Annotated in this window: 17 protein-coding genes; 7 read left to right on the top strand and 10 right to left on the bottom strand. The window is 39.3% G+C overall.

All coding sequences use genetic code 11. The features are described from left to right. Positions 1 to 61: 61 nt before the first annotated feature. From ABGT15_RS00385 to rplU, 3 genes are all read right to left on the bottom strand, one after another. Positions 62 to 748: a hypothetical protein gene (locus ABGT15_RS00385; RefSeq protein WP_367229440.1), complete on the bottom strand. Its 687-nt coding sequence runs from the start codon at positions 746 to 748 to the stop codon at positions 62 to 64. Positions 749 to 912: 164 nt separating this feature from the next. Next, on the bottom strand, positions 913 to 1,173 hold the full coding sequence (rpmA, locus tag ABGT15_RS00380; RefSeq protein WP_023573269.1) for a 50S ribosomal protein L27: 261 nt from the start codon (positions 1,171 to 1,173) through the stop codon (positions 913 to 915). A gap of 26 nt (positions 1,174 to 1,199) precedes the next feature. Beyond that, positions 1,200 to 1,559, bottom strand: a complete 360-nt coding sequence (gene rplU / locus ABGT15_RS00375; protein WP_367229439.1) for a 50S ribosomal protein L21 — start codon at positions 1,557 to 1,559, stop codon at positions 1,200 to 1,202. 187 nt (positions 1,560 to 1,746) lie between these two features. Here rplU and ABGT15_RS00370 point away from each other — a divergent pair, with 187 nt between their 5' ends. Continuing rightward, positions 1,747 to 3,072 (top strand): M16 family metallopeptidase, encoded by a 1,326-nt coding sequence (locus ABGT15_RS00370; protein WP_367229438.1) that lies wholly within the window; start codon positions 1,747 to 1,749, stop codon positions 3,070 to 3,072. A 19-nt stretch (positions 3,073 to 3,091) separates the two neighbouring features. Further along, a complete protein-coding gene (locus tag ABGT15_RS00365) occupies positions 3,092 to 5,143 on the top strand; it encodes a M16 family metallopeptidase (protein ID WP_367229437.1) in 2,052 nt (683 codons plus the stop codon). Positions 5,144 to 5,372: 229 nt separating this feature from the next. Here ABGT15_RS00365 and ABGT15_RS00360 read toward each other — a convergent pair whose 3' ends face one another. Further along, the gene (locus tag ABGT15_RS00360) at positions 5,373 to 6,239 is read right to left on the bottom strand and encodes a DMT family transporter (protein WP_367229436.1); all 867 of its coding nucleotides are present in this window, start codon (positions 6,237 to 6,239) and stop codon (positions 5,373 to 5,375) included. 112 nt (positions 6,240 to 6,351) lie between these two features. Between ABGT15_RS00360 and ABGT15_RS00355 the strand changes: the two genes are divergently transcribed. Then, positions 6,352 to 6,729, top strand: coding sequence for a heavy-metal-associated domain-containing protein (locus ABGT15_RS00355; protein ID WP_367229435.1), 378 nt, complete (start codon positions 6,352 to 6,354; stop codon positions 6,727 to 6,729). A 73-nt stretch (positions 6,730 to 6,802) separates the two neighbouring features. Here the strand turns inward: ABGT15_RS00355 and gldD are convergent, their stop codons facing one another. The 3 genes from gldD to mutY form a co-directional block, all read right to left on the bottom strand. Next, entirely contained in the window at positions 6,803 to 7,378 is a 576-nt protein-coding gene (gldD, locus tag ABGT15_RS00350) for a gliding motility lipoprotein GldD (RefSeq protein WP_367229434.1), read from the bottom strand. Positions 7,379 to 7,460: 82 nt separating this feature from the next. Beyond that, a complete protein-coding gene (locus tag ABGT15_RS00345) occupies positions 7,461 to 7,910 on the bottom strand; it encodes a single-stranded DNA-binding protein (protein ID WP_367229433.1) in 450 nt (149 codons plus the stop codon). A gap of 12 nt (positions 7,911 to 7,922) precedes the next feature. After that, complete coding sequence (mutY, locus tag ABGT15_RS00340) at positions 7,923 to 8,993, bottom strand: A/G-specific adenine glycosylase (RefSeq protein WP_367229432.1); 1,071 nt, start codon at positions 8,991 to 8,993, stop codon at positions 7,923 to 7,925. A gap of 84 nt (positions 8,994 to 9,077) precedes the next feature. Between mutY and ABGT15_RS00335 the strand changes: the two genes are divergently transcribed. Next, positions 9,078 to 9,422: an HU family DNA-binding protein gene (locus ABGT15_RS00335; protein WP_262486425.1), complete on the top strand. Its 345-nt coding sequence runs from the start codon at positions 9,078 to 9,080 to the stop codon at positions 9,420 to 9,422. Positions 9,423 to 9,714: 292 nt separating this feature from the next. Then, positions 9,715 to 11,262, top strand: coding sequence for an Rne/Rng family ribonuclease (locus ABGT15_RS00330; RefSeq protein WP_367229431.1), 1,548 nt, complete (start codon positions 9,715 to 9,717; stop codon positions 11,260 to 11,262). Positions 11,263 to 11,418: 156 nt separating this feature from the next. Here ABGT15_RS00330 and ABGT15_RS00325 read toward each other — a convergent pair whose 3' ends face one another. Continuing rightward, entirely contained in the window at positions 11,419 to 11,859 is a 441-nt protein-coding gene (locus ABGT15_RS00325) for a nucleoside deaminase (RefSeq protein ID WP_367229430.1), read from the bottom strand. 133 nt (positions 11,860 to 11,992) lie between these two features. On the opposite strand from ABGT15_RS00325, the gene ABGT15_RS00320 reads away from it, so the two are divergent. Then, entirely contained in the window at positions 11,993 to 13,762 is a 1,770-nt protein-coding gene (locus ABGT15_RS00320; RefSeq protein ID WP_367229429.1) for a 1-deoxy-D-xylulose-5-phosphate synthase, read from the top strand. 40 nt (positions 13,763 to 13,802) lie between these two features. After that, positions 13,803 to 14,759, top strand: coding sequence for a DUF3078 domain-containing protein (locus ABGT15_RS00315; RefSeq protein WP_367229428.1), 957 nt, complete (start codon positions 13,803 to 13,805; stop codon positions 14,757 to 14,759). A 54-nt stretch (positions 14,760 to 14,813) separates the two neighbouring features. Here the strand turns inward: ABGT15_RS00315 and ABGT15_RS00310 are convergent, their stop codons facing one another. Next, a complete protein-coding gene (locus ABGT15_RS00310; RefSeq protein WP_367229427.1) occupies positions 14,814 to 17,456 on the bottom strand; it encodes a T9SS-dependent M36 family metallopeptidase in 2,643 nt (880 codons plus the stop codon). A 78-nt stretch (positions 17,457 to 17,534) separates the two neighbouring features. Next, complete coding sequence (locus tag ABGT15_RS00305) at positions 17,535 to 18,875, bottom strand: deoxyguanosinetriphosphate triphosphohydrolase (protein WP_367229865.1); 1,341 nt, start codon at positions 18,873 to 18,875, stop codon at positions 17,535 to 17,537. Positions 18,876 to 18,877 lie beyond the last annotated feature (2 nt).

Genomic DNA, 18,877 nt, shown 5'->3' with positions numbered 1-18,877 from the left:
ACAGTGATGTGAGGGTTTTTTGTTTTTTTTACCAATCCCTTTTTCTAACATCAGCTACCCTTTACTCTCTCAAATTCACAACAAATTGAGCCGAAATTTTATCATAATCACTCGCTTCTAATTTTCCTTTTTCCTTTCTTAATGCAATCAAACCATTGCTTTTTTTAATTATTCCCTCAATAAATTCACGAGTATCTTTAGAATAGTTAAATGACAATTTCCGCCAATATTGACGAAGAATAGGAGATTGCATCCACATCAGAAAATTATTAACCCAAACATTCATGCCGGTTTCATCATATTTCCCGGTAGTCAAAAAATCTTCTATAGCCTGAAAAACCCTGAGAGAATAATAAACTTCCAACTGTTTTCTTTTAAACACATCATATTCCTGAGGTTTTTCAACAGCAAACTCAGCATCCTGAACCATACTGGAATACAGAAAATAACCCTCAGGATAATTTCCCAGCAATTCCTTTTGAGGATCAAGCCAATTCCGCTGGATATTTTCGATGGTATTATAAGACATCCTGTTCTCTTCTATCACATTATTAGACCTGATAGAAACATGAATGTTGTATATCACCAAAAAGAAAGAAAGTGATGCTAAAAGACGAAAAGAAAGCTCATATTTCTTATCTTTTGAAACATCAAGCCTTCGTATCAGTTCATACCCTACGAAATAAATTATAAAGATTATAACAAATATTATAATAGCTTCATTTTCAAAAAACCCAGTAAACTTCATGGTATCTTTATTTGTTACTAAACAAGTTACAAATAAACCAAAACACAACACTTCAAAAAAACAAAAACCCCTCGAAACACAATAAAACCAGACGAACTACAGCGAAAAAACAAAAAACCCGTTCCAAAATGAAACGGGTTTTCTATATAATTTAAGAGTATTTCTTATGCTTCGAATGGAACTACAGAAACAAATGACTTGTTGTCACCTTTTTTCTGGAATTTTACCACACCGTCAACTTTTGCATGTAAAGTATGATCTTTACCCATGTAAACGTTTTCTCCCGGGTTGTGCTTAGAACCTCTTTGTCTTACGATAATGTTTCCTGCGATAGCAGCTTGACCACCATAAATCTTAACGCCTAAACGTTTCGATTCTGATTCTCTACCATTCTTGGAACTACCGACACCTTTCTTGTGAGCCATGACGTATTGGTTTTAAAAGTTAATAATTATTCTTCTGTAGCTTCCGCTTTTTTAGTCGCTTTTTTCTTTGCTCCACCTGCAACGATACCTTCGATTACAATTTGAGTTAAAGATTGTCTGTGACCGTTTTTCTTTTTGTAACCTTTTCTTCTTTTCTTTTTGAAAACGATTACTTTATCACCTTTTAAGTGTTGTAACACTTTGGCTTCTACTGAAGCACCTTCTACAGCTGGGGCGCCTAAAGTCACGTTTCCGTTGTCGTCTAACAAAAGAACTTTGTCGAAAGAAACTTTCGCTCCTTCTTCAGACGCTAAACGGTGAACATAAACCTTTTGGTCTTTGCTTACTTTAAATTGTTGCCCTGCTATCTCTACGATTGCGTACATAACAATACTATTTAGTTAATTTTTTAAGTGCGCAAATATACGACTAATTCTTTATCCTACAACTAGTTTTCAAAAAATTACCACTAAAAAACTAAAAATCAGTTGTATTAGAAAAAAATAAAGGCTATTTGTAACAAAATCACGAAATTGCACACTCATTCACGAAATATAATAACTATTAACTCTTATGAAAAAATCTTTAATGGCTTTGAGTTCGCTTTTAATGCTTGGAGGCATTGCTTCCGCTCAAAAGGTAGCATTTGAAGAATACAAACTGGACAACGGACTGCATGTGATTTTACATCAGGACAAATCGGCTCCGGTAGTAATTACATCTGTAATGTACCATGTGGGATCAAAAGACGAAAATCCGGAAAGAACAGGATTCGCACATTTTTTCGAACACCTTTTATTCGAAGGAACCAAAAACATCTCCCGTGGTGAATGGTTTAAAATTGTAACAGCCAATGGCGGAAACAATAATGCCAATACCTCAGAAGACAGAACCTATTACTACGAAGTTTTCCCTTCCAACAACTTACAGTTAGCCTTATGGATGGAATCAGAGCGTTTGATGCATCCGGTAATCAACCAAATTGGTGTAGACACTCAAAACGAGGTAGTGAAAGAAGAAAAAAGACTTCGTGTAGACAACCAACCTTACGGAAACTTAATTACTGCCGTAAAACAAAACATGTACAAAGCACACCCTTACCGTTGGGCTCCAATCGGCTCTATGGAACATTTGGATGCTGCTACATTGGAAGAATTCCAAGCCTTCAACAAAAAATTCTACATCCCTAACAACGCCGTTTTAGTAGTTGCAGGTGATTTCGATCCGGCGCAGGCAAAAGAATGGATTAAAGGCTATTTCAGCCCAATTCCAAAAGGAACTCCGGTTGTAAAACAAAAATTTGAAGAAGCTCCTATCACAGAAACCATCAAAGCAACCTATCAGGATCCTAACATCCAGATTCCGATGATGGTAGCTACTTACAGAACACCATCCATGAAAACGCGTGATGCCAGAATTCTAGACATGGTTTCATCGTATTTATCTGATGGAAAAAGTTCTAAACTGTACAAAAAAGTGGTAGACGACAAGAAAATGGCCTTACAAATCGGGGCGTTCAACTATTCTCAGGAAGATTACGGAATGTACATTCTTTACGGTATGCCGATGGGTGAAAATACAACGGAAGGCTTATTGAAAGAAGTAGACGAAGAAATCGTAAAACTTCAAAACGAATTGATTTCGGAGAAAGACTTCCAGAAACTTCAGAACAAATTCGAAAACCAGTACGTAAACAGCAACGCAAGTGTAGAAGGAATTGCAGAAAACCTGGCTTCTTTTTACCTGTTGTATGGTGATGTGAATTTAATCAACACGGAAATCGACATCTTCCGTTCCATTACCAGAGAAGAAATCAGAGAAGCGGCTAAAAAATATCTAAACCCGAACCAACGTTTGATTTTAGATTATGTTCCTGCGAAAGACAAAGCACAAAACTAAGCCTAACGAACAACGAAACATGAAAAAGTACATTTATATAGCAGCAAGTTTATTTTTAGCAATAACCATGCAAGCACAAGACAGAACACAACCAAAACCAGGCCCTTCTCCAGTGGTAAATGTTGGGAAACCAACCACTTTCACCCTTAAAAACGGTTTAAAAGTTTTGGTAGTGGAAAACCACAAATTACCAAGAGTATCTTACAACCTTAGCATCGACTATGCACCTTATGCAGAAGGCGATAAAAAAGGAGTAGCCGATTTAGCCAGCGCTTTGATTGGTAACGGCACCAAAACCATGTCGAAAGATGCTTTTAACGAAGAAATCGATTTCTTAGGCGCTAACATCAACTTCAATGCAAGAGGAGCTTCTGCCAGCGGATTGTCAAAATACTCGGGAAGAATCCTAGAATTGATGGCTGACGGCGCACTAAACCCTATCTTCACTCAAGAAGAACTAGACAAAGAGAAAGCAAAACTACTAGAAGGTTTAAAATCTGAAGAAAAAAGCGTTACGGCTGTTGCCGGTCGCGTGGAAGACGTCTTAGCTTTCGGGAAAGACCATCCAAGCGGAGAATATTTAAGCGAGGCTACCATCAAAAACGTAACATTAAATGATGTTTCCCTTAACTACAACACGTATTTCGTACCAGGAAACGCTTATTTGGTAATCGTTGGAGATGTTAAAACCAAAGAGGTTCAAAAAATGGTAGAAAAACAGTTTGGTTCATGGAAAAAAGCCGTGGCTCCTGCTTTAACTTATACAGACCCTAAAAACGTTCAGTATTCACAAATTAACTTTGTTGATATGCCGAATGCGGTACAGTCTGAAATCGCTTTAGTGAACACCGTAAACTTAAAAATGACCGACAAAGAATACTTCGCGGGAATTTTAGCTAACCAAGTACTTGGTGGTGGTGGTGAAGGTCGTTTGTTTATGAACTTACGTGAAAAACACGGATGGACATATGGCGCTTATTCTTCTTTAGGTTCCGGTAAATACGTGGAGAAATTCCGCTCTGGGGCTTCGGTTAGAAATGCCGTAACAGACAGCGCCGTGGTAGAATTCATGAACGAATTGAAAAAAATCAGAACCGAATTGGTTACTGCGGAAGAATTGAAAAACGCAAAAGCGAAATACATCGGAAACTTCGTAATGCAGATCCAAAAACCGGGAACTATCGCGCGTTACGCCTTAAACACCGAAACACAAAAACTACCGGCTGATTTCTACGAAAACTACATCAAAAACATCAACGCGGTAACAGCAGAAGACATTAAAGCAGTGGCTAACAAATATTTCCTTGCTGAAAACACAAGAGTTATAATCGTTGGAAAAGCTTCGGAAGTATTACCAAGCTTAGAAAAGATGAGTGCTAAGGAAAAATTACCAATCATGTATTTTGACAAATTCGGTAATCCTACAGAAAAACCAAAAGTAAGCATTCCGATTCCGGCTGGCGTAACGACTAAAACGGTTTTCGACAGCTACATTAAAGCCATCGGTGGTGAGAAAGCTTTAAAAGCGGTAAAATCAGTAGCAACCGTTTCTTCCGGAACCATTCAGGGAACACCGGTTGAATTGACTACTAAGGTTTCCGACAAAAAAATGATGACGGAAATGAAAGCGATGGGAATGTCAATGATGAAACAAGTAGTGGGCGACAAATCCGGATACCGAGTAGTTCAAGGTCAGCGAAAAGATTTGACAGCTGAAGAACTGAAAGAACAAAAAGACGGCGCTATCCCATTCGAAGAATTAACATTAGTTACCAACCCGGCTGCGAAACTAGAAAGCATTGAAAACATGAACGGAACTGATGTTTATGTAATCAAAGAAGGAAAAACCACCTACTACTACGATGTAAAAAGCGGCTTAAAAACGGCTGAAGCTAAGGAAATGGAAAGACAAGGTCAGAAAATGACGCAAACCACGTACTACAGCAATTACAAAGAAGTAAAAGGCATTAAGTTCCCTCACGAAATCGACATGAACATCGGTATCGATATCAAATTGATGACTACGGAAGTAAAAATCAATGAAGGTGTTACTGCAGAAGATTTTAAATAAGAAATCACATTCTGATAAAACCAAAAAGGTTGTCCAACACGGACAACCTTTTTTTATGAACTTATTTTAGAATTCAAAAACACTTATCAAATACTGAATAGTTTAATTTCACCGCAGATTCGCAGATTATTTACGCAAAGGTTGATAAAAAACATACCATTTGAAATCACAGTAAACGGTTTTATTCTACTATTTTTCTTAATCTGCAAATCTGCGGTAAATAAAAATTTTACTTTTTAGCCGAAAGATAAACCCCAGCCAAAATAATTATCGCACCCAGCACTTGCACTATCGAAAGCACTTCCCCGTCCAGCACACCCCAAAAAATCGCCACAACCGGAAACAGATACGCAGACGAAGCAGCAAAAACCGGCGAAGTCATTTGGATCAGTTTAAAATACAACATATTCGCGATGCCGGTACCGATGATTCCTAAAATCCCAACAAATACAACCGAATGCTGTACTTTCACTTCTTGAAGCTGACCAAAAAATCCCGTTGAAAACAAAATCAGCAAAGCCGGAACCGCCATCACCACAAAATTTCCGGTAGTAATAGCCAAAGGACTAATATCCGAAAGGTACTTTTTGATAAAATTCACATTGAGCGCATAACAAAACGTTGCCACCACTACAAAAAGGGCATAAAAATAATCCTGATCTGGGTTGTGTGCCGCCCCGCTTAAAATAAGGATCAAGCTCCCTGCCAAACCCACCATTACCCCAATAAACTGGCTGCGCTGAAAAGCCAATCCAAAAAAAGTCACGCCTAAAATCAAAGCATTCAAAGGGGTAAGCGAATTCAGAATGGCACTAATGGAACTATCGATTTCACTTTGCGCAATGGCAAACAAAAAAGCAGGTACAAAAGTTCCCGTAAAAGCCGTTAGCGCAATGTATTTCCATTTCCCCAACGGAATCTGTGTCAAACTTCTGAAACCGACTATCAAAAGAAACGAAAACGCAAACAACATCCGCAACGAACCCACCTGAAACGGCGTTAACCCCACAAGACCACGCTTGATTAAAATAAACGAACTCCCCCAAATCAGGGCAAGTGCTGCCAATAAAAGCCATTTCAGCTGCTTGGAATCCATAACTATACTTTTGAAATGTCAAAATTCTGTTATTTAAATGACAATCGGCTGTTTTTTTGGGTAATTTTGCCCCAAATCAAGTAAATCATTAAAAATCAAAATTATACAAGATATGACTTTTTCAAAATCATTATTAATTGCAGCTGTAGCCGGAATAACATTTGCAAGCTGCAAAAAAGAAGAGAAAACAACAGAAAACGCTACTACTACAGCAGCTCCGACTCCTAAAAAAGAAATTGCCGCTGCGGATTTGCAATCAGCTACGTTCGAAATTAAAGGCATGACCTGCGCTATGGGCTGTGCTGCTACTATCGAGAAAAAATTAGCCGAAACGGAAGGCGTAAAAGAAGCCAAAGTAGATTTCGAAACCAAAACAGCTACCATCTCTTTCGACAAAACGGTAAACGATCAGGAAACGTTAACCAAAATTGTTGAAGGTGTTGCAGATGGCAAAACCTACAAAGTAGCCAACTACAAAGCAAACATCTGAACCGAAAACAAAGCCACCGATTGCTGGCCTACAATAAAAAAGGAACTCAAATGAGTTCCTTTTTTATTTATTATTATTTCCACCTTATGGTTTCCATGATTTTTCGCATGTCATTTTTGATATAGGCTGCTGCAGGCAATATCGAATCGTAATTCGGCTTGGCATAAAAGTACACCGAACCCACTAAGAAATGTCGTGTGCTGTCCGTTACGTAAAACTGGGCATTGGTTGCCGCGTTTCCGCCTACCTGATAAAACATCCCATACGCTTTATTCACAGGATTTAAAAAAGGCTGCTCTGCAATATCATCGGCTTTTACCACATGCTCGTACGTTAATTTTTGGGCATCGCGCAGTAACTGATCGATATTTCCGTTTACCGGCTTGTAATTCAGATAGATGGTCGCCTTCATTTTCGGATATTCAATTTCCATCGAACAATCCTGCTTCATCTTTACTTTTGAGCTTTCGTTAATATCAAAAGTAAACGAACAATTTGACGATTCATTGGAAAACAGACCGTATTTAGCAGTCGGATAATCCAAACGCAACTGTCCTTTTGGTTTCGGTATAGCATCTTCTTTACAACTTACCGCTGTTAACGATAGTGCAAATCCTGCCGCAAAAAGTATAGTACTGAATTTTATCATACAAGAAAGCCTTACGCTGAATTTTGGCGTAAAGATACAATGTGAAACGGAGTTTCGGAAAGATTATTTCAAAACCAGCCTGTTAAAACGGTAAATCGTCGCCTTCAAGAGTCGTTGGTGGCGCATCATAAGACGAATTATGTGATGCTCCTCCCCCTTGAGGGTTGAATCCGCCCTGCTTTTGCTCGAATTCTTTTTTGGTTGTAAGGAATGTAAATTCCGTTACCTGAATTTCGGTAGTGTATTTCGTAGTCCCTTCTTCCGTTTGCCACTGACGGGATTTGATGCGGCCTTCCACATAAATCTTATCGCCTTTGGACAGGTATTTTTCACAAATTTCGGCAGCCTTGTTGCGCACCACTAAATTATGCCATTCGGTAGAGGTTATTTTTTCACCGGTTGTTTTATTGATGTAAACTTCATTTGTCGCCAGCGGAAAACGTCCGATGCAGTTTCCTCCTTCAAAATAGTGCATTTTAACATCGTCTCCTAAATGTCCGATTAAAATCACTTTGTTTAATGTACCGTTCATGGCTTGTATGTTTTAGTAATTCTCAAATATACTACTTTTCTGTTCATTTTGCCAAAGTCGCTCCATAAAATTATGAATGACAATCGGAAAAGGAAATTTCATAATCGCTTCCGGATTCAAGGCTTGCGAAACTTCATCTTCCGTTTCCACTTCCCAAAAACGAATATTCAAATGCTGATGGGAAAGTTTATGAACAATCACCTCAGGATGAAGCGGTTTGATATTGGAAATTGTAAATCCAAAATTCCACTTTTCAATCAAAGCATAAGTAGCTTCATAATCTGTTAAAGAACTCGTTTCTAGGAGCGGGAACTCATATAAATTATGCCAAATCCCTTTTGCCGTTCGTTTCTGAACTATAGCATTGCCATTTTTATCTTTTACAATCAGATAATTAAAATAACGCGGTACCACTTTCGCCTTCTTTAGCTTTACAGGGAGCGTATCAACTTTTTTCATTTGTAGCGCCGCACAACTTCCGTTGAAAATACAAATTTTACAATTCGGATTTTTCGGCACACATTGCAAAGCACCAAACTCCATCATCGCCTGATTAAATTCCGAGGCTTTATCCTTTGGGAGCAACGAATCGGCCAAGGCAAAAAATTCTTTCTTAGCTTTAGGAGACGAAATATCCGTTTCCACTCCAAAATAACGAGACAAAACACGATACACATTTCCGTCTACCACCGGAACCGGAACTCCGAATGCAATGGAAGCGATGGCCGCCGCGGTGTAATCCCCCACGCCTTTTAACGCTTTAAGTTCATTATAGGTGTCGGGAAATTTTCCGCCGCATTCAAAAGCAATGTATTTTGCAGTCGCATGCAAGTTGCGGGCACGGGAATAATACCCCAAACCCTGCCACAATTTCAACACGGTTTCTTCATCGGATTTTGCCAAATCTTCAACCGTCGGAAAAGCTGCTGTAAAAGCAAAATAGTAAGGCATTCCTTGTGCTACTCGCGTTTGTTGAAGCATGATTTCCGAAAGCCATATAGCATAAGGATGATTCGTTTTTCGCCATGGCAAGTCACGCTTGTTTTGTAAATACCATTGAATTAACGAGTTAGAAAAATTCATGTTAAAAAAATTGGAAAACAAAAATAAAACTTTATGTGACTAAATTTTAATCAATTAGCTTGAAAATTTGTTTTTTTAATTGCTATATTTGCACACTCAAAAAATAATACACATTATTCTAAAATAAAAAGAAAGAAAATGACGAAAGCAGACATCGTAGCGAAAATTTCAGAGAAATTAGGCTTAGAAAAGGGAGACGTACAGGCAACAGTTGAGTCTTTTATGGACGAAGTGAAGAGCTCATTAGAAACTGGTGACAACGTATATTTAAGAGGTTTCGGAAGTTTTATCATCAAAACAAGAGCGGAGAAAACAGGTAGAAACATTTCAAAAAATACTACTATCAAAATTCCGGCGCACAATATTCCTGCTTTCAAACCAGCAAAAATCTTTGTTGACGGAGTAAAAACTAACACTGAAGTAAAATAATTATTTATTAATCACTAAACACGTACACTATGCCAAGTGGTAAAAAAAGAAAAAGACATAAGGTAGCGACGCACAAACGTAAAAAAAGAGCGAGAGCTAACCGCCATAAAAAGAAAAAGTAGTCTAAAGCTACTTTTTTCTTTTTAAACCAAAAAGTTCATTGACAGCGATAATCGAGAAACATCGGTTATCATCGGGTTTATACCTGTAAAAAATGTTTAATCCATCTGTACATTTAGTCACAAGTCATTTATTGGCTTAAAATTTAAAAGTATGGATAAAAATGTACCGCATGAACAAAGAATTAATCATTCGATCCAGTTCAGAAGCTGTAGATTTTGCCTTATTAAAAGATGGAAAACTAATTGAATTACACAAAGAAGAAGGCGGCGATGAAAAAGCCGGATTTTCGGTAGGCGATATTTTTATTGCCAAAATCCGCAAACCGGTGCCGGGACTGAATGCTGCGTTTGTGAACGTAGGTTTCGAGAAAGATGCATTTCTGCACTATCACGATTTAGGTCCAAATCTTTCTTCAATGATAAAATTCATAAAACTTGTAAGCGCAGGTAAAATAAAAGATTTCACTCTCAAAAATTTTCCTTTTGAACCCGAAATCGACAAGGACGGAGCCATTTCCGATGTGCTCAGCGCCAACCAGTCGATTTTAGTTCAGGTGGTGAAAGAACCAATTTCCACCAAAGGCCCCCGAATCAGTTCGGAGCTGTCGTTGGCAGGAAGATATGTTGTTTTAGTTCCTTTCTCCGACAGGGTTTCGGTTTCTCAGAAAATCGATTCCAAAGAAGAAAAAGACCGCTTAAAACGCTTGGTTCAATCCATCAAACCCAAAGGATTCGGCGTTATTGTCCGTACAGTAGCCGAAGGCAAAAAAGTAGCCGAACTGGACAGAGACTTGCAGAATTTGATCGACAAATGGTCGGCCATGTGCAAACGAATACCAACCGCTCATCACCCGTCGAAAATTTTAGGGGAGGTTAACAAAGCTTCTTCCATTTTAAGAGACGTGTTCAACGATACCTTTACCGGTATTCACGTGGATGATGAGGATTTGTATTACCAAACCAAGGACTATTTGCAAGAGATAGCCCCTTCAAAAGTCAATATCGTCAAACATTACCAGTCGAAGGAACTTCCTCTTTTTGAGAAATATCACATTGAACGACAAATCAAAACGTCTTTCGGAAAAACGGTTTCGATGAGCAAAGGAGCTTACTTAATCATCGAACACACCGAAGCTTTGCACGTTATCGACGTAAACAGCGGTAACCGATCCAACAAGGCAACCAATCAGGAAGACACCGCTTTAGAAGTAAACATGATTGCAGCGGCAGAAATTGCCCGTCAATTAAGACTTCGCGATATGGGTGGTATTATTGTTGTCGATTTCATCGATATGCAAAACCCGGAAAACCGTAAAACATTATACGATTTTCTGAAAGAGGAGATGAGTGACGACAAGGCGAAACACAAGATCTTGCCTCCTAGTAAATTTGGATTGATTCAAATTACTAGACAAAGAGTCAGACCGGAAGTAAACATCAAAACAAGAGAAGAAGACCCCAATGAAAACGGGGAAATCGAAGCTCCAATCTTAATTGTTGATAAAATAGCGGCTGATCTTGAACGAATTATCAAAGACCATAAAAAAGTGGTGCTAAATGCACACCCCTTTGTGGCAGCATACCTTACCAAAGGTTTTCCATCCTTACGTTCGAAATGGTTTTTCGAGCATAAGAAATGGGTGAAAATCATACCTCGTGACGCTTACACGTATTTGGAATATCATTTCTTCGATAAAGAAGGAACTGAAATTAAATAAAACTAAAACCGCCCGTTGCGAAACGAGGCGGTTTTTTTATGGCTTTTCCTGAATTTTTTGAAGCTTGTTCCCGCTGTCCGCTGTATCTTTTTGACCTCCAACAACGGAAGCTCATATTAGGTTTAACAAAAAGGATGCCGCTCCCATCGGGGCTAGTTAGCGTTTCGCTTTAAAGAAGCTTTTCATCAAATTGGCACATTCGTTTTCCATCACACCACCAACCACCACAGTCTTCGGATGCAATTGCGTGCCCATTTTCATAAACCCGCGCTGTTCGTCACGGGCGCCGTATACGATTTTGGAAATCTGCGACCAATACAACGCACCGGCACACATCTGACAAGGTTCTAACGTCACATACAAGGTGCAATCCTTCAAATATTTCCCGCCTAAAAAATTCGCTGAAGAAGTGATTGCCTGCATTTCGGCATGAGCGGTAACATCGTTAAGCATTTCCGTTAAATTATGGGTTCGGGCAATCACACGATTGTCCACAACCACAATCGCTCCTACCGGAATTTCGCCTTTTCCGAAAGCTACTTCGGCTTCCTGCAAGGCCTTTTTCATGAAATATTCGTCGGTAAAAATGTTTTCCATAAAACAAAAATACAATTTCATAAGTTTAAATTTTATTTTTTACAAGTAACTTATGGTATCGCCTATTGAAATATTGATGTTTGTTTGAGACAAACAACTTGGTAGTGGCGATTTCAAGTTGTACATTTGTACTATGTTCGAAAAACTCTTGCCAAACATCCAGAATCCTAGCGATTTACGAAAACTCACTCCGGAACAACTACCCTTTCTGGCCAAAGAACTCCGCGATTTCATCATCGATATAGTTTCCCGCAAAGAAGGGCATTTGGGTGCCAGTTTGGGCGTAATTGAGTTAACGATTGCTTTGCATTATGTTTTTAACACCCCAGAGGATCAACTGGTTTGGGATGTGGGACATCAAGCCTACGGACACAAGATTCTTACGGAACGCAAAGACGTTTTTCACACGAACCGTCAACTGCACGGCATTTCCGGATTCCCGAAACGAAGTGAAAGCAAGTACGACACCTTTGGCGTCGGACATTCCTCCACGGCTATTTCCGCCGCTTTAGGTATGGCTTTAGCTTCCAATTTAAAAGGAGAGACTGAAAAACAACACATCGCCGTAATCGGAGATGCTTCCATAGCTTCCGGAATAGCCTTTGAAGGCTTAAACCACGCCGGAGTAACCGATGCCAATCTTTTGGTCATCCTAAACGACAATGCCATTGGAATTGACCCAAGCGTGGGTGCATTGAAAGATTATCTTACCTCCGTGAAGGAAGGCAAAAACCCGAAAGACAACAACATGATTAAGTCGCTCAATTTTGAATATTCCGGCCCGATTGACGGACATGATTTTGATGCACTTCTGAAAGAATTAAACCGTTTAAAACACAAAAAAGGACCTAAATTCCTGCACATCATAACCACCAAAGGCAAAGGCATGCAATTGGCGGAAGAAGATCAGGTAAAATATCATGCTCCGGGAAAATTCAATCCGGAAACCGGAGAAATTCTACCCAAATCGGAAGAAAATCTACCCCCAAAATTTCAAGATGTTTTCGGTCACACTTTAGTCGAACTGGCAAATGAAAATCCAAAAATTATCGGAATAACACCCGCTATGCCTACGGGTTCATCCATGAAATTCATGATGGACACGTTTCCCAAAAGAGCTTTGGATGTGGGCATTGCCGAACAACATGCCGTAACACTTGCTGCTGGAATGGCAACACAAGACATGATTGTTTTCTGCAACATTTACTCGACATTTCTTCAACGTGCTTACGACCAGGTGATTCACGATGTAGCCTTGCAAAACTTACCGGTAATTTTTTGCCTGGACCGTGCCGGATTGGTAGGTGAAGATGGCGCTACACACCAAGGAGTTTATGACCTCGCGTATCTAAGTTGTATCCCAAATCTCATCATTTACGCCCCAAAAGATGAAGTCGAACTGCGTAACATTATGTACACCGCACAGTTGGGTTTAAACCATCCTATTGCCATCCGTTATCCACGGGGCAGAGGAATATTGAAAAACTGGCAGGTGCCTTATCAAAAACTTGAGATTGGTAAAGCACATTTGCTGCAACAAGGATCGGAAACAGCCATTCTAACAACAGGATTTATAGCCAATAATGTCAGCGCAGCCTTATCACAACTTGACAGCTCTTCGAAATTCAGCCATTATCACTTTCCGTTTGTTAAGCCACTGGATTTTGAAGCATTAAAAGACATCTGCCGTACCCACAAACATATCATCACAGTAGAGGATGGCGCTATAAATGGTGGTTTCGGAAGTTTGATTGCTTCTTTCGTTACAGCGAACAACGTTGCTGCTTCTGTAAAAAAACTCGGAATTCCGGATGAATTTATTGAACAAGGTTCTGTTTTGGAGCAACAACAAATTTGCGGCATCGACGTTAATAGTTTGAAAAATATTTTTTCAACTTATTGAAAATGTTGATTTTTGCACCAAATTTAACCTAACTACTATTATGAACTGCTTAAAAAAATATCTTTTAGCATTTTTCTGTATTGTGTTTTTTCAATTGGGTTCGGCACAAGACATTATCAGAACAACAGAACTTGACACTATCAAACACTGGGAGAAAGACAACATTGTGGGTTTAGATCTAACACAAGTTTCTTTTATGAACTGGAATGCCGGAGGAGAAAACTCCATTTCAGGTATTTTAAAAGGCGCCTTTGTACGCAAATACACGAAAGGACGTTTTGTTTGGCACAATGAGCTTATCGCGCGCTACGGGCTAAACAAACAAGATGGCCGTGAATCCAGAAAAACAGACGACGCCGTGCAATTGAATTCAACTGCCGGGTTTAAAACAGACTCAATTTCCAATTGGTATTATTCTGCAAAATTCAATTTTAACACACAGTTCACCAATGGTTATGCGTATCCAAACACAGAACTGGCGATATCTAAACCTTTTGCACCGGCTTATATTTTCCTGGGTATTGGTGCTGAATACATCAACAAAGAAGAAGGTTTTAAGGCCTACTTCTCACCGCTAACCCAAAAAACCACTTTAGTATTGGACGAACGTTTAGCCGATCAGGGGGCGTTTGGGGTTACAAAAGCTTCATATGATATTGACGGCAATATTATTGAACACGGGAGAAGATCGAGGACAGAATTGGGTATTTTGGTGACCAATCAATTTAAAAGGGAAATTTTCAAAAACATCAATATTGATCATCGTTTGACTTTATACAGTGATTACATTAACAATTTTGGAAATATAGACGTGGATTGGCAGTTACAATTTGATATGGTAGTCAATCAATATGTAAGGGCTAGTATCGCTACGCATTTAATATATGACGACGACATTAAATCAAAAGAAGACATAGATGGCGTTCAGGTAATCCGAGGACCAAAAATCCAATTAAAACAAATTCTTGGCGTTGGGCTTAGCTACTCTTTTAAGTAAATAAAAAAGGGTTCCGAATTCGGAACCCTTTTTTATTATAACACACTTTTCTTATTAGTTAAGAATGATTTTCTGTGTATAGTTTAGGTTTTCACCGTCAATCTTAATTAAATACATTCCTGTTTGTAACCCACCTAAGTTGATCGATCTCTCAACCGCGAAATCATTAATTTCCTGATTGTATACTTTTCTTCCGTTCAAATCGAATACTTGAACCGATAATTTTCCGGAATAGTTGTTAATCGCAACATTCAACTGCCCTTTTGTAGGGTTTGGATACACCTTGATAACTTTTTCATTCTGGAATTGGTCCACTCCTAACGTACAGTTTGGTCCTGCAGGTGGTGTAAGGAAATCTTCAACTTGATCCTGAATTCCAGCCACACCGTTATTATTTGGTCCGGATGAGGCATTAACTCCTACTCCTCTTCTTGCAAACGTTTGCCAAATCATACAAAAATCCTGACCTCCAGTGGTAGCCTGATCAGCAGCAATAATAGCATCACGGGCAGTGATAAAGGTTGGGTTACATCCGTCCAGTTTAATAGCATCCAAAACCAAACGCATTACTTTATTGTTCCCTCCGGTTCCTGTATAAATATTTGAATCGTATCCGTATTTATCGATATAATTCCAAGTCAAATCCCACAATATCGCACACCAAACCGAACCTACTGAATGCGAATCAACTGTATTAGCGGTTGTAACCATGGTATTTGTGCTACCGTAAGTATGCGGATTAACTGCCATATCGGTAGAATATCTGTATTGTCTGATTCCACGTCCCGTAGTTGGTTGATTAACCGCAAATGTAGCGATTCCTCTTGCATCATTTCTGGTATCTCCCGGTTTGATTTGCATCATCAGCCAAAACCAATCCGACCAACCTTCACCTTGTTGCTCAGAACCACCTAAACAGTTTCCTGATAATCGGGTAGAAATTCCGTGACCGTATTCATGAGCAATAATTCCATTATCGAAATCTCCATCGGTATTCACAAAAGCTGGCGCCGACAATGTTCCTGTAGTCGTTCCATTAGCCATAGCAGCAATAATTGCCTCTCCTTCGGTCATATTCACACTCACTGCAGGAATGGTAATGGTTGCGTCTGCACCTCCCATACTAATGGTTCCGGCAACATTGTTCACCACGATGGCTGCAACTGCTCCAGCATCCTGAGCAAATTTAACTTTTTCAACAAAAGCACAAGTTCCTCTTCGGATTACAGCAATTTTACCGCTTAATGCTGCCGCATTAGTAGCCGAAGTACATGCATCGCTGGTGTCCGGCATACCATCATTAAACAACACTAAAGGTGCGGTTAATCCTGGAGACAGTGGTATGGCCACATGCCCAGGGCTGAATCCGTTATCTACTATGGGATACGTTCCTGCCGCTGAACTCGGTGCTGCAATAACCAGACTTGGAGCTGGCCCAACATTCCATAAGAACATCTGCATTCTTGGCGAACCACCGTCAGAAGGAGTACCAAAATTTGCATTATTAACACCCGAACCATCCTGAGCATCTGCATTTACATAATCATTTCCAACACCACCTCTTCCATAATTTGAAGACTGGAAGTTTTTATTGGCTTCATTAAAACCATACTGATACCAAACATCATGCACAACATTATTCATGTAGAATAAGTTGGTTGTAGCTGCCGGTAAATAAGTACTCGCTACTACACCATTTCCGCCGTAAGCGAAATCGAAAGTAAGGTCTGGATATGTACCTGTTCCTGTAGCAGGATTTCCAGCTGAATCGTTTCCATCAGTATCATCTTTTGCGAAAACATTGTTCCCTCTGGTTGTATTATATCTTGTAAGCAAATCGCCTCCTCCAATTATATTATTGGTATTGTGCCATCCGTTAGGAGAAGCATTGGCAGTAAACTCCGGATTAGTAACCAATTGTCTGGCGCTGTGATTCGGGCTCTCGTAATTCCATGGAATAACTCTGTAGTTTGTAGTTCCTGGAGTTAACAAAGCAGAAGCCGCTTCTTGCTTAAAAGCAGCCTGCGAAAAATTCATTGACGCCATATAAGCATGAGAATGCGCACTATGATTGTCCCCGAAAGAACAAGAAAGCATCATATCTTTCTGTTCAAGCATTTTTCCGGTTACCGCGTCTACTTTTAAATTCCAAAGGTGCTGGGTATTCTGTGAGAAAAACTCATAATCCCAAGCCAGTTGTAAGGTATTATCTTCGGTTAAAAAATACACCAATTCTGCCCTAATCGGATCATGTACCAAAATCCCGTTGCTTAATTTAAAATCATGATTATTTGATTCGATAATCTGGACACCGGTTAGTTGATTTTCATTAATGGTCCCTAAAACTCCCATCAAAGCATCCGTAACGCTTTTAACAGGTTCCGTCGCATTGACTTTTGAAGCTACGTTTGAAATAAATTCTTCACCTCCATTTAGCACCTGACCATTTTTAATCCAAAAATTAGAATCGGAGTTAAAAACTTCAATTCCACCGTGACGTTGCTTAACGTGATAATTGTTAATTCCTGTCGATTCCGAGCTGAAATCATTCACGATCACTAAATCGGAAATATCCTGATTGGTCAGTGAAAACTTTGAATGATTTTGACTCATGTACGCGTTAATCTTCTCCAAAGGCTCTTGTGAAAATCCAATCAGAGGAACGAAAAAAAGTAACGCTAGAGTAATTTTTTTCATAGTTAAGTTGATTAATTTTTTAGTTAAGTACCACAAAATTAACCTTTTAATTGAATTAACAAAATAATAACAATTTTTTCAACTAATTCCCTGAATAATTTTAAATAATTGAAGTGCCTTTCCGTCTGTAAGAAGCGAAATAAAGTGACAAATGTGCATTAAACGCTCATACAAACTCATTTTCTCCGTAACAAATTTCTCCGGCAACAACTTTAAAATCAACAGATCATAATTACTTGGCTTTCCTTCAAACTTGTTATTATAAGCCGTACAAAACTTATCCAGAAGAGTATTAATCACCTGATAACCTACTACTTCTTTTTCAATTACCTCCTTGCTTTGGTAAATATTTTTGACACTTATTTTGATGATATCGTTCATCTGTGCTTTAAACTGGCTCTTGTCGGTTAATGCCGCATGGAACTGCCCTTTTAAAATAGCTTCTTCATTTTCCAGAAACACATTCACCGCATCGTTAATCAAACTTCCGATAGCCAAGGCACGCAAATAACTAATGCGGTCTTCTTTGGTGGTGAGGGATTTGTATTTATCGGAATCAATGCTGTTTTTTACAAGCTTAATCATGTATTCCAATGCGAATTCTTCCTGAATCAACCCTAAGTTGATACCATCTTCGAAATCGATAATTGTATAACAAATATCATCGGCGGCTTCCACTAAAAAAGCTAACGGATGGCGTTCAAAACCGATATCCTCCCCGGTTTTATTCGAAAGCATCCCTAATTCTTTGGCCACCTCTTTAAAAAATGCTTTATCCTGCTGAAAGAAGCCGTATTTTTTATCCGCAATATTTGGAGTCGGCTTTTTGGGCAGACTTTCTTTCGGGTACTTCATAAAAGCACCAAGTGTTGCATAGGTCAAACGCAAACTACCTTCCACACCGGGGCGGGAACTGGTTACCACCGAAAAACCATTGGCATTCCCCTCAAAATCAATTAAATCCTGCCATTCTTTATCAGAAAGCTGTTCTTTATACTGTTGTCCGTTTCCGGTTTTGAAATATTCCCCGATTGCTTTTTCACCGGAATGCCCAAACGGCGGATTCCCGATATCGTGCGCTAAAGCTGCCGCAGCCACAATCGCTCCGAAATCGTTCATATGATAACCGTGCACCTCTTTCAGATACGGATATTTCTCTAAAATTTTCTTTCCAACCAAACGCCCCAAAGAACGTCCCACTACGGAAACTTCCAGACTATGCGTTAGCCGTGTGTGCACAAAATCGGTTTTGGAAAGTGGGATTACCTGCGTTTTGTCCTGCAGACTTCGGAAAGCAGAAGAAAAAATGATTCGGTCATAATCCACTTCAAACCCTAATCGGGTATCGTCCTGTTCTTTTCGCAAACGTTTGCTGGTATCACCTTGTCGTTTTAAGGATAAGAGTTGTTCCCAATTCATCA

It is taken from the genome of Flavobacterium enshiense (assembly GCF_040750275.1).
In the GTDB taxonomy this organism is placed as follows: domain Bacteria; phylum Bacteroidota; class Bacteroidia; order Flavobacteriales; family Flavobacteriaceae; genus Flavobacterium; species Flavobacterium enshiense_B.
Note: the sequence above shows the minus strand (reverse complement) of the source record. Positions and strands in the feature narration are given on the sequence as shown.